We start from the raw sequence: 13426 nt of genomic DNA on the forward strand, positions 1-13426 counted from the left end.
TTAGGTCTTTTTCTTACTTTTTATCTTATTTTTATCCAATGAAAAAGTTATTTTTATTGCTGATCTTTTTTGCAACAGGTTTTTTATTCGCTCAAGTTAAAACTAATGAAAGCATTTCATTTAGCAACAACAACACTATTGCAAATTTTCAATTTTCAAAGTATGATGATTATTCTGTAGATTATCAAAAATATATAAATTCTCCTGTTCAGTTTTCTATTTACAATCCTAAACCTGGTTTTAATCCCATTAAAATTGAATCCCAGAAATATTATTCTTTTACAAATACCAATTTATTACTTAGAAGACAAATGAGTAATCAGGAAAGAGAACCAATTTATCCAGATCAAAAAAAAGAGAAAACATTTGGAGAAGCCATTTTGCATGATGTTTTAGATGCTGTTTTCGATAAAAAATCAAAGTAAAGCAATACCAATTATTTGTATATAACGTATTTTTGCGGCAAACACGAATATAATGATTGATTTAGATTACCTCGCTTTCCTTGAAAATATACTGACTGATAACCGCAAAGAAAGATTCTTAAAAGTACTTGGCAGCCGTACCAAGCATTTTACAGTTGTTGTAGAAGATGTTTTTCAGATGCACAATACAAGTGCTGTTATGCGTAGTTGTGAGGTTTTTGGAATTCAGGAGCTAAATGTAATCGAGCAGCGTTACGGAAAAAAAATCGATAAAGAAATCGCAATGGGCGCCCAAAAATGGGTAGACATTAATCAGTTCGATTCAGTTACCAATTGTATCTCAACTTTAAAAGATCAGGGTTATCAAATAATTGCGACTACACCTCATGAAAATGATTGTCTCTTGGAAGATTTTGATATTACAAAACCAAGTGCTTTATTTTTTGGAACAGAAAGAGACGGATTGTCAGAAGAAATATTAGAAAAAGCAGATGGTTTTCTTAAAATTCCAATGGTTGGTTTTACAGAGAGTTTAAATATTTCTGTTTCCGCGGCTATTATCATTCAGAACTTAACAAACAGATTACAAAAATCAGATATCGACTGGCATTTATCAGACGATGAAATTCTGGAAAAACGTTTGGCGTGGGCCAAGAATTCGATAAAAGATATTAAACGAATTGAAGCGAGATATTTTGAGGAAAATCCTCGATAAGTTGTTAAGAAAAAACTTTTGCTTGACACGCTGGTAATAATTGTAGATTTAATATCGCAATCCCGATAGTTAGTGGGAGCGAAGTGGCAAATTGTATATTTAAGACTAAAGATTAGAAAGATTCAAAGGATTATTTCACGCAGATTCTGCGGATTTAGGCAGATTTTATTTTGATTTAGAATTATATAAATCTGCGAGCATCCGCTTAAATCTTTTTAAATCTGCGTGAAACAATAAAACTTTGGACTTTACGAGATTTATTTTATTTCTTCAGGAATAAAATAAACCCCAAAATACTTACAATCAAAATAGTTAAGGCGGCTAAAACCATTGTTAGATCCCGAATGTTTTTTCCTGCCCAATCCATAAATAAGAATTTGTGTAGAATTGCAAAAGAATAGCCTTCGACCATATCCGAATTTTTAACTACGGCAGCCAATCTTGAAGTTGAAGTTTCAATATAATAAGTTGTTTTTTCGGGAGTGTCATAAGCTAATTTTATCACGGGTAATCTTTTGTTGACAAAGCCATATTCGCGACTATTAAAATCAGTTAAGAGTTTAGAATCTAATAGTTTTGAATTTTCCAAAGATACATGAGGTTCATCTGAAGTTTGGTCCATTTCGCAACAGGCAGCTTTTGGAGCGCCATCTGTAAAATAATAAGCTAAAAACTCCGCATATTGAAAGTCCAGATTTGGTGCAACTTTATTGGTTGAAGCATTAATATAGACTACCTCAGATTTTGGATCATCTTTTTTATTCCATTTTGAATTCGAATCTAATTTAGATGATTTGAATTTTTGCTTTTCAAGCAATTGGCAGCGATAATAGGTCGTGTCGTTTAGCGTAATAATACTCACATTTTGAAAACGACTCCAGTCTAAATCAAGATCGTTGTTCGCAACCGGAATTTCTTTAGTTACAAATGTAGGTTCGTAAATCATTTGCGATAAAGTATATGGATTCCATTTTGTTGTGGCGTGATACGCTCCACTAAAAGCAAATGTCAGAGTAAATAGTGAAATCCAAATTCCAATTTGGCGATGGTATTTTCTAAGACCTTTTTTAGGTTGTAAACTATCTGTTTTTTTGAATTGTTTCCATAATAAACCATAGATTAAAATTCCGCTTAAGGCAGAAAATCCAATGATAGATAATAAGAAAATCATTGTAATAATTCGGATACTATTGTTTGATATTGCATCGATAAACGACCAATTATGAAACGTGTCAAAAAACCAGATAAAAGCCTGTCTTGAAGTCGGGTTATAAGTTGCCAATTTACTTGATGATGTTTCTACATAAACCTGCATATTGTCAGGGCGATCAAAACTGAGTTTGTAAACCGGTAAATAACGGTTTACATATTTGTATTGCGAAGTAAATTCCGTTACAACTTCACTGTTTTTTAAAGGACTTTTTTGGTCATCGAGGAAATAACGCGAAAGCCACTCGGCATATTTTTGATCTCCGTTTTCAAGTTTTTCAGCTGTAGATGCATCAAAATACCATAATTCGCCAATTATAGTTTTCAGCTGATAATAGGTTTTATTATTGAAGGTAACGATTCTGAAATTTTTGAATTGCGTGAGTTCATTTTTCTGTAAAACTTCCTGAATCGAAAACTTCAATTGAGTTTTATCGACTATCTGTGCTTCGAGTTTTTCGTGTGCAATTTCAGGTTTAAAAAAATGCGCCATAAACGGATGCATCAAACCTGATAGTGTCCAGAAAATAACAGGAACGATGGTAATAAAACCAATCGTACGATGCCATTTGTACATGTGCTGTTTTATTTTCTTGACAAACTTTGAATCTTTCTTTTTAGATTTCTTGTCTTTTATTTCTTTGCTCATATTTGAGTTTTTATGATTTACCTATTTTTTTGCTACAGATTAAAATGATTTTTTTACCATTAAGAGATTAAGGAAAATTAAGTTTTGGCTTAATGAACCGTAATATCTTAATGGTTCAATTTTTATAATTTCTATTTTTTTAATGAAAAATTATACTGAATTCCAAACACAAAAGTTCTTGGTGCAGCTGCTGTATAAGTGGGTTGAGCGTTTGCTGTATTGGCTCTTGAAACATTGTAAGCATATAATTTGTCCGTTAAATTCAATACGTTTCCGTATATCTCGATAGATTTCCATTGATAACCTACTCTGACGTTGAATATATTGTAGCCACTGTATTTTATGCTATTAATCTGATCTTGGTAATAGCTGCCAACAAGCTGCCATTCTACAGAAGTTCTAAGATTAGGAAGCCAGTTTGGGTAATAACTTACCTCAGAATTTCCGGACCATTTTGGCGCTGCTGGCATGTCTTTTCCGTTTAAATCCTGAACAGGATCGGTTGGTTTGTCAGAAAGTTTAAAATCGATATAAGTGTGTTGTGCATAAGTTCCGCCAAAACGAATGTTGAATTGTTTTGAAGGACGGTACGAAGCTCCAAACTCAATCCCTTTATGACGTGTTTCTCCTGCTGATCGATAATCAGTTGAATTATCTGCCAGTTTAATGTTTAAAAGTTCATTTTTTCCTTCCATATAATAGAAAGCATAATCAAAATTTAATTTGTTTTGAAAGAAAGAAAACCATCCGCCCACTTCATAATTGTCGAAAGTAGCAGGTTCCAGATTATAATAAAAATCAGCAGGAACTCCGGTTGTTCCTCCGGTTCCGGGTTTAGTTCTAAAAATGGATGTAATTCCGGGAGGTGCAAAACCTTGTGAATAGTTCCCATAAAAACCGGCGAATTCAAACGGGTTGTAATTGGCTCCGGCTTTAAAAGTCATTTTGTCATAAAGTTTACTTCCGGTAGAATTGTCAAGGGCATTTTCGTAATTCACTTTCATATTATCATAACGACCGCCAATTGTGATTACTAATTTCTCTATCGGGCTAAAGCTAAATTGGGCGTAAGCCGCACTATTGAAAATATCAGCAGTATAATCTGCTAATTTTGAGTCCGGATGTTCTGCAATAATTTCATATGAATCGACAGTTTGTTTTCCGACTTCTCCAGGATTTAGATTAGCTTTTAGATCGATAACGTATGACCAATAAGTTACAGGAGAATAATCATATAATGCTCCGGCGACTAATTTTGTATTCAAAAAATCAAACTTTTGAGTGTGTTGACCAATGGCGCCGTAACTTTTAAAATTATTCGAGTTGACTTCGCCTTTTGCAGTTGTTGGGTTTACGGTTGGGCTCCATCTAATTCCGTACGAAGGATTTTGTCCTAATTTATTGTCTCGTAAATACCCTGTAATGTAACTGCTGGAATTAGGGTTCCAGTCATGTTCCAGTGTTAATCGTGTTCGTAAAGCCTGAGATTTTCTATAGGTAAAATTAGATGTGCTTTGATAAGTTCTGTTATTAAATGAATCTTCATTTACGGTTCCGCTCATGTCAGAAAAATATTTTCCGTACATGGTATTACTGATCAATCGGGTAGAAGAAGAGATGTTGTAATCGATTCTGGCATTCAGGTTGTCTTTGTTATAATCAGAATAGGTCATCCAGCCATTTTCCTGCAAGCTTGAAATTCCGGCGATATGAAAACCAACTTTCCCGATTGTTGCTCCACCGGCAGCCTGAAATCTTCTGTAACCGTAATTGTCAGCCTGAACTCCAAATTTAAATTCCGGATCAACAGGTGGTTTTAGTGAAATTAAATTGATTGTTCCGCCAACAGCTTCAGGTCCGTACAAAGACGAAACGGGGCCTTTGACAACTTCGATACTTTGTAAATTAAATTGATTGATTTCTAATAAAGCATTATGATTAAAAATTCCCATTGGCCGAATTGGTAAACCATCTTCCAAATACAAATAATAGGCGTTTGTAGTCATAGGCTGGCGAATCGACATCATGTGCTGTTCGTTTCCTAAGTTGACCATTAGAACTCCAGGAGTTTTATTGATGATCTCATAAACGGCCGTCGCTTTAGTTTCATTAATGGTTTTAGCAGTTATTTTGCTAATGGCAACAGGAGTTTCTTTGCGTAAAGTGGCAGTTCTGTTGGCTGTTATAAAAACATTGTCCAGTTCTTGTGATTTTGTGGTGTCTTTTTCTGTTTTATTTTGTGCTATCACACATTGTCCTATAAGGAATAGGATGAGATATATTTTCTTCATTTTAATACTATAAATTTTAAAAAAGTAACCGGCATTCTCTTAGTAGAACGCAGGAAAAAGCTTCTCGAAAGAATCGAAAAGCAGGGCTAAAATTTATATAAAACAGGAGGGAGGGCGAAAAGTTGAGCTTGAAACCGAAATTGGTTTTTTATCGAAATAAGCAAAAACGGCTGTTCGTGTTTCTATTGATACAACAAATTTGAAATGATTTACAGGAACATTTTGGATATAAATGACTTCTGCTTTTTCTTTCAGATTGTCCTGCATTCTTTTCTCGTTATCAGAATATTTTTTTAAACTTTTTTGAAGTTCACAACGACCGTTACAAGAATTAAAAACCATTTTGCGTTGTACACAAATCGTTTTTGAAATTTCTTCCTGATTTAATTTAAATGTAGTGTAAACAAAGAAACTGCCAAAAGATGGCACCAAAAGCATACAGGAAAGTAATATGATGATGATGATTTTTTTCAAAGTTTATTTCGTTGTTTGTATTTTGTTTTAAAAATTACAGTGTGTAATTTAAGTTTACGCTCCATCTGTAATTTGCTTCCATATTGCCGCTTGATAAGTTTTGATTGATTGGCAACATCACGTTTAATCCAACCGAAAATTTATCTTTCCCGGCTTCTATACCAAATTTGCTAAACAAAATATCGCCTGCCGTATTAGGTAAATCTAAACCGTATTGCTTGTTGGTTTGGTAAACTTCGCCCGCCAATCCGGCTTGCGGAACAATCTGAACTGATTTTAAATCGAACAAATAAAAGAACGTTCCCGCATAATTAAACTGATCTCCGTATTGGTAATTTTTGCTGTTTTCAGTCTTGAAAATATAATTCAATGTTGTGTTCAACCCCAAGTTTTTATGTTTGATTACATATTCAGAAATCACAGGAAAATCCCAACTTCCGGTTCCTAGTTGAAAACTCTGGTTCACGCTTCCTAAATTATTAGCTTCTTTAAATTTTCCCGTCGGGAGTTTTATACCCCCGCCAAGATTTATTTTATGCGTAAAAAACGTACTGTCTTTTTTTGTTTCAAAAACGGTGTACAAAGCCATTACAGTAATATCTCCCAAACCTTCGATGTTTTCAGTTCCGGCTGTCAATGCTCTTTCGTTAAAATGATAGGGAACCAATGCCGAAATCTGAATTTTCTCTGTAACAGGAATTCGCGCCCAAGCCTGAATCGTATTAAAATTTTCATCAATCCAGGGCGAATTGGCAAAGATTCCGTCACGGCTCGTATAACTTTGTTTCATATATCTTAACCCTACAAAATTGTTATTCAGCATTGAGCCAAAACCCATGCTTCCGCCACTTGCTGAACATCCGCAAGCATCACAATCAAAATCTTCCATCATCGCTAAACGTTGAAAGGTGAAGACCGAAATACTATCTTTTGCGGTAAAACTAAAGGCCGAAAACCCAGCCAAAAGCGCAATCATTACTATTATTTTTTTCATTTTAATTATTTTTAGGAGCTGATCCCGCTTTCCGTTTCAAGCTTTTTTCAAAATCCCATTTTTCTATAAGTTGACAAAGCTTCCGTTGGTTGCTTTATAAACTCAGGAAAAATAAGGTCTTTTTTCAAAAAGGCTTTCCACTTCAATCGGGGCTAGGACTCCGGTTTTTATTATATTTTTATTTTTTGCTACTCTTGATAACTATCGTGAATAGCAAAAGTGTTTACACAATCTTGTCATTTCGACGAAGGAGAAATCACACTAGAAACTCCGTAAAGAAAAGGGCCAATCTTTGTTTGATCAACGTGTGTGATTTGCTTCGCCTGTTCGCTATCGATCGGATCTCGTTCCTCGAAATGATGACAAACTTCGGCGATATTTTTTGCCACAGATTACACGGATTAAAATGATTTTTTTTAAATATGATTCTCAATTGCTTTTAATCTGCGTTAATCAGTAATCCGTAAAACCCGTGGGCTAATTTTCTTAAAATTCCGAGAAACGTTTATCAGTCAAATATTGATTATCAGTCAATGTTTTCAGGAAAGCTATAATTTGTTTTTTGTCTGTGTCAGAAAGTGCAATCCCAAACTTTCCGTTTTGTTTTAATACCGGATCCAGAGTTGCAGAGTTTTCTATACCGCTTGCATAATGATCGAGAACGCCTTCTAGAGTGCCAAATCTTCCGTCGTGCATATAAGGTCCTGAAACTTCTACATTTCGTAAACTTGGTACTTTGAATTTGTAATAATCTGTCGCCAATTCGGTTAGTTTATAACGCCCAACATCATTTACCATTGGGTTTACAGCTAAGCCATTGTTGCGAAATGAATTATCAGTTTGTAAATCTGTCGCGTGACAAGAAGCACATTTTGATTTAAACAAATCGTAACCAGCCAATTCATCGTTTGTCAAAGTTCCTCCGGATTCATTTCGCCTGTATTTATCGAATCGTGAATTAGATGAAGTAACCATAACCATAAATTGCGAAAGAGCTTTTAACATATTTTCGGTCGTAATCGCGCCGTCATCAAAAGCAAGTCCAAATAGCTTTTGATACTCTTTGTCAGCTTTCATCATTTTTAAGATGTCGTTCAGGTTTCCATTCATCTCTATAATACTCGTAATTGGAATTATAGGCTGTAAGTCAAGATGGTCTGCAGATCCGTCGTACATAAATGTAGTTTGGTAAGCGAGATTCTGAATCGATGGTGTGTTTCGGGTGCCTTGCGCATTGTCTACACCATGACTTACTGTATGTCCGTGATGTGTAAACGCATTGGCTTGTATGTGACAAAAGCCACAAGAAACAATTCCGTCAGACGCTAAACGTCCGTCGTAGAACAGTTTTTTACCCAGTTCAAATCCTTTTTCTGTTGGCGGATTCAGTGATATATTGTACGCTAAAGCAGGAAAGTTTGAAGGAACAGTAAATTCCAGAGGAATATTTACATATTGGTCATCCTGATTAGAGCAACTCCATAACAACGGAATCATCAGCCATAGAAAATATTTTATTTTCAGCATGATTTTAAGTTTAATAAAAAGCAAGACAACATATTTTTTTGCCAATAATTGCACGAATTTGCACAAATTACAATGACATTAAAATTTCTTTGTGATTGCTCTTTGATTTATTAGAAGTACAAAAAATTCTGGTTTAGCCCCGATTGCAGTAGAAATCCTTTTTGTCCGCCGCGGCGGATAAAAAGATTGAAACGGAAAGCGGGACTTTATTTCTGGTAAACCAAAATTTTTGTGCTCCTTAAAATAAAATTAGTCGTTATGTACGTGGTCAACTTTAAACATAGCCGATATGTTCTGAGTAATAAGCGGTAAGTTCGCGCCGCCCATAATCATTGCGCCCATTCCGCCTGCATTATTGTCAGACAGTTTGATTTTGTTGGTTCCGTCAATGATTTTTGACAAATCGATTTTAAAATGAACTGTTGGTGTAATAGTAGTACGAACCAATGCTTTTGTTGGCAAATCAAGTGTAACCTCAGTATAATTATAATCAGTTCCTGTTTTGCCCGTATGAATCATAAAAGGTGTTGGTGTAGTAACAGTAGGCGATGTAAAAGTACCTTCGAAAGCCAGGAATTTATAACCCGCAGCCCAAGACCATAACATTCCAGCTTTGTCAGCCTGCGCAAGAAAATCGCCTTGTCCGGTAGCGCCTAATTTCCATTGATCTTCATCGACTCCAATCCCGAACTTTACTTTTACGTAATCTCCGGCAGGAATATCAGTAAGCTTAAATTCGTGTCCGTCTGCAGCACCTTCGTCAGCAATAAAATAGCTTTTGCTTTTTGGGTAAGTTACCGTAGTTCCGTCGGCTTTTGTTAAAACTACATTGCTAACAATATATTTGATCAGGCTAATTTTTAATACTTCATTGTTAGAAGTTGTATTGCCTTGGGTATTTAAAATCAAGTCGTTTGTACCAAAACCATTGTCATATTCTAAGATTAAGCTTCCGCTTCCTGAAGTATCGTTTTTATTATCGTCGCTTGAACATGAAATTAGTGATATAGAAATTGCTACAATAGCAAGGGCTTTGTATAAAGTGTTTTTCATTTTATGAATTTTATATAATTGTAATTTTAAATTTTGGGTGTGCGTAAGCACGATTCCATTGTTTTTGAAACAACGAAATAATCATCTCAATAAAGAATTGAAATGCGATTTAAAAAATTATATAAAATAGGATGGAGGGCGAAAAGTAGCAATTGAAACCGAAATTGGTTTTTGGTCTAAAGAAGCAAAAAGATTTTCTTTAGTAGTTATAGGAGCTACTAATTTGAATGGTGTTGTAATTGTATTTTGAATGTAAACAATCTCTACTTTCTCTTTCAGGTTGTTTTGCATTTTCTTTTCATTGTCGGCGTATTTTTTTAAACTCTTTTGAAGTTCACATCGGCCGTTACAAGAATTAAAAAGCATTTTGCGTTGTACACAAATCGTTTTCGAAATTTCGTCCTGATTTAATTTGAATGAGGTATAAACAAAGAAACTGCCAAATGATGGCACTAAAAGCATAAAAGAAAGTACTATGATAATAAACTTCTTCAAGAGTTGATTTCGTTGTTTCGACAGCAAAAATACATCTTATTCGTTTATATCGAATGATTTTTGAGCTTTTTATAAAAAAAGTTTTAGTCTCAGTTTATAGTCCCAGTAGCAGTTTGCAGTATTCAGTTTCAGTCCCAGTCTCAATATGTAAACTATTTAAAAAGACAACCCCGTCAGGTTTTAAAACTGACGGGGTTGAACTATATAAGAATATCAGTCTGTAAACTTCGACTGTAAACTGTAAACTGAGGCTTACTTAACAAGAACCCAAGCGCCAGAAGCGATTAAAGTTTCTGCTTTTTTGAATTTCATTGTTTCTGTTTTACCAGTTGCAACTTCCTGAACTGTTACGGTATCATTACGGTTGATTTTTGGATTGTCTCTCACAATGGTTTCTGTAACCTGACGTTGTTGTGTTTCTCCAGCTTCGCGGTTGATGTCTTCGCTGTTTACAATTTCGTCTTTGCTTAATTTGAAGTTTTCTTTTTGGCGAACTTCTTTTGCTTCGTGAATTTCAGGAACGTTTTGAGCCGGTAAATCACCTTTGAATAAGAATGAAATAACTTCTTTGTTTACGTTGTCCAACATTCCTCTAAACAAATTAAAAGCTTCTAATTTGTAAATAAGCAATGGATCTTTTTGTTCGTGAACGGCTAACTGAACAGATTGTTTCAATTCGTCCATTTTACGTAAGTGTTTTTTCCAGGCTTCATCAACAATAGATAAAGTGATGTTTTTTTCGAAATCAGCAATTAGCTGAGTACCTTGACTATCATATGCTTTTTTCAAATCTGTAACAACATTCAAAGTTTTGATTCCGTCAGTAAACGGAACTACGATACGCTCAAACTGATTGTTTGGCTCTTCGTAAACTCCTTTTATGATTGGGAAAGCTTCTCTTGCACTTCTTTCTGTTTTTTCAGTATAGAATGCTAAAGTCTCTTTGTATATTTTTCCTGTGATTTCGATATCAGTTAATCTTGCAAAATCACCTTCAGAAATAGGAGAAGTGATAGAGAAATAACGGATCAAATCAAATTCGAAATTTTTGAAATCGTTTGTAGGCTTAGTTTGGCTTACGATTAATTCGCAAGTATCATAAAGCATATTCGCGATATCCAGTTTCAAACGCTCGCCAAATAAAGCATGACGACGACGTTTGTATACTACTTCACGTTGAGAGTTCATTACGTCATCATATTCTAATAAACGTTTACGAACACCAAAGTTATTTTCTTCTACTTTTTTCTGAGCACGTTCGATAGATTTAGTCATCATAGAATGCTGAATAACTTCACCTTCCTGAAGTCCCATTCTGTCCATTACTTTAGCAACTCTTTCAGAACCAAATAAACGCATTAGGTTATCTTCAAGAGAAACATAGAACTGCGAACTTCCCGGATCTCCCTGACGTCCTGCACGACCACGTAACTGTCTGTCAACACGACGTGAATCATGACGTTCTGTACCAATAATTGCTAAGCCTCCGGCAGCTTTTACTTCTGGGGTCAATTTAATATCCGTACCACGACCAGCCATATTTGTTGCAATAGTTACAACTCCGGCTTTACCTGCTTCTTCAACAATTTGAGCTTCTTGTTTGTGCATTTTTGCATTCAAAACGTTATGGTTAACGCCTCTCATTTTTAACATTCGGCTTAATAATTCTGAAATCTCTACAGAAGTTGTTCCAATTAAAACTGGTCTTCCTGCATTTGATAATTCAGTTACATCATCAATTACAGCGTTGAATTTTTCACGTGTAGTTTTATAGATATAATCTTCTTTGTCTATTCTTGACATCGGACGGTTGGTTGGAATTTCAACAACGTCTAATTTATAAATCTGCCATAACTCGCCAGCTTCTGTGACCGCTGTACCTGTCATACCACCTAATTTGCTGTACATTCTAAAGTAATTCTGTAATGTAACAGTTGCAAAAGTTTGTGTAGCAGCTTCGATTTTTACATTTTCTTTAGCTTCGATCGCCTGGTGTAAACCGTCAGAATAACGACGACCATCCATGATACGACCAGTTTGCTCATCGACAATCATAATCTTGTTGTCCATGATTACGTATTCTACATCTTTTTCAAAAAGAGCATACGCTTTCAAAAGTTGAGTAAGAGTATGGATACGCTCGCTTTTTACCCCAAAATCCTGGAATAATCTTTCTTTAGCTTCCGCTTCACCATCTTTATCGAGTTTTTGTTTTTCGATTGCTGCAATTTCAGTTCCAATATCCGGAAGTACGAAAAAGTCAGGATCAGTATCGCCTGAAAGGTATTGGATACCATTATCAGTCAATTCAACTTGATTGTTTTTTTCTTCAATTACAAAATACAAAGCTTCATCCACTTTATGCATTTCGCGATTGTTATCCTGCATATATTGATTTTCGGTTTTTTGAAGTAATTGTTTGATTCCTTCTTCACTCAAAAATTTAATTAATGCTTTATTTTTAGGTAAACTTCTGTAAGCTCTCAATAATAAGAAACCACCTTCTTTAGTGTTTCCTTCTTTGATTAGTTTTTTAGCTTCAGCTAAGAAACCATTTGCCAACTGACGTTGAAGACTTACTAAGTTTTCGATTTTTGGTTTTAACTCATTAAATTCATGACGATCTCCCTGAGGAACCGGTCCTGAAATAATAAGTGGTGTTCTTGCATCATCAATTAATACAGAATCGACCTCATCGACAATAGCGTAGTTGTGTTTTCTTTGTACTAAATCTGCTGGCGAATGTGCCATGTTATCTCTTAAGTAGTCAAAACCAAATTCGTTATTGGTTCCGTAAGTGATATCAGCGTCGTATGCTTTTTTTCTTTGTTCTGTACTTGGCTGGTGATTATCGATACAATCAACAGTTAAACCGTGAAATTCGAATAAAGGCGCTTTCCATGTACTATCACGTTTTGCAAGGTAATCATTCACGGTTACTAAGTGAACTCCGTTTCCTGTCAAGGCGTTTAAGTAAAGTGGCAATGTAGCAACCAAAGTTTTACCCTCACCTGTTTGCATCTCTGCAACTTTACCTTCGTGCAAAACCATACCACCAATTAACTGAACATCGTAGTGAATCATGTCCCAGGTAATTTCTTTACCGGCAGCATTCCATTTGTTTGCCCAAACGGCTTTATCACCATCAATAGTGATATATGTTTTAGTTGCTGAAAATTCTCTGTCTTTTGGACTTGCAGTTACTTCGATAAAAGAATTATCTTTAAAACGACGCGCTGTTTCTTTAACAACAGAAAAAGCTTCAGGAAGAATTTCCAATAAAGTTTTCTCAGAGATTTCATAAGCCTCTTTTTCAAGAGTATCTATAGCATCATAAAGATCTTCTCTTTTGTCAATGTCTTCAATGTTTTCTACCTCTGCTTTTAGCGAAGCAATTTTAGCATCTTTATCAGCTCTGGCTTCTTTTATTTTTTCTTTAAAATATGCGGTTCTGGCTCTCAATTCGTCGTGAGACAAACTCATTAAGCTGGTTTCGAATGTTTTAATTTTAGTTAAATAGGGCTGTAAAGCTTTGACATCTTTCTGTGATTTATCACCTACAAAGACTTTAATAATACTGTTTATGAAACTCAT

At 35.0% G+C, this 13426-nt stretch carries 10 protein-coding genes; 2 read left to right on the forward strand and 8 right to left on the reverse strand.

Going from position 1 to position 13426, the window contains the following annotated elements; genetic code table 11:
• Positions 1-38: 38 nt before the first annotated feature.
• Positions 39-425, forward strand: coding sequence for a hypothetical protein (locus ACQKCJ_RS06845; protein WP_271334427.1), 387 nt, complete (start codon positions 39-41; stop codon positions 423-425).
• 52 nt (positions 426-477) lie between these two features.
• Complete coding sequence (locus tag ACQKCJ_RS06850; RefSeq protein ID WP_271334426.1) at positions 478-1140, forward strand: TrmH family RNA methyltransferase; 663 nt, start codon at positions 478-480, stop codon at positions 1138-1140.
• 262 nt (positions 1141-1402) lie between these two features.
• Here the strand turns inward: ACQKCJ_RS06850 and ACQKCJ_RS06855 are convergent, their stop codons facing one another.
• The 8 genes from ACQKCJ_RS06855 to secA form a co-directional block, all read right to left on the reverse strand.
• The gene (locus ACQKCJ_RS06855; RefSeq protein WP_427401673.1) at positions 1403-2998 is read right to left on the reverse strand and encodes a PepSY domain-containing protein; all 1596 of its coding nucleotides are present in this window, start codon (positions 2996-2998) and stop codon (positions 1403-1405) included.
• Between the two features lie 131 nt (positions 2999-3129).
• On the reverse strand, positions 3130-5289 hold the full coding sequence (locus ACQKCJ_RS06860; RefSeq protein ID WP_427401674.1) for a TonB-dependent receptor: 2160 nt from the start codon (positions 5287-5289) through the stop codon (positions 3130-3132).
• 93 nt (positions 5290-5382) lie between these two features.
• Positions 5383-5763 (reverse strand): hypothetical protein, encoded by a 381-nt coding sequence (locus ACQKCJ_RS06865; protein ID WP_271334423.1) that lies wholly within the window; start codon positions 5761-5763, stop codon positions 5383-5385.
• A 34-nt stretch (positions 5764-5797) separates the two neighbouring features.
• Entirely contained in the window at positions 5798-6757 is a 960-nt protein-coding gene (locus ACQKCJ_RS06870; RefSeq protein WP_271334422.1) for a transporter, read from the reverse strand.
• Positions 6758-7243: 486 nt separating this feature from the next.
• Complete coding sequence (locus ACQKCJ_RS06875) at positions 7244-8284, reverse strand: cytochrome-c peroxidase (RefSeq protein WP_427401675.1); 1041 nt, start codon at positions 8282-8284, stop codon at positions 7244-7246.
• A 249-nt stretch (positions 8285-8533) separates the two neighbouring features.
• Complete coding sequence (locus tag ACQKCJ_RS06880; protein ID WP_427401676.1) at positions 8534-9337, reverse strand: MbnP family protein; 804 nt, start codon at positions 9335-9337, stop codon at positions 8534-8536.
• Between the two features lie 117 nt (positions 9338-9454).
• Positions 9455-9832, reverse strand: coding sequence for a hypothetical protein (locus ACQKCJ_RS06885; RefSeq protein WP_271334419.1), 378 nt, complete (start codon positions 9830-9832; stop codon positions 9455-9457).
• Positions 9833-10084: 252 nt separating this feature from the next.
• Positions 10085-13426 carry a preprotein translocase subunit SecA gene (gene secA / locus ACQKCJ_RS06890; protein ID WP_271334418.1) on the reverse strand — a complete coding sequence of 1114 codons (3342 nt, stop codon included), beginning with the start codon at positions 13424-13426 and terminating at the stop codon, positions 10085-10087.

The sequence above is a fragment of the Flavobacterium sp. NPDC079362 genome, assembly GCF_050267765.1.
Taxonomy (GTDB): Bacteria; Bacteroidota; Bacteroidia; order Flavobacteriales; family Flavobacteriaceae; genus Flavobacterium; species Flavobacterium azizsancarii.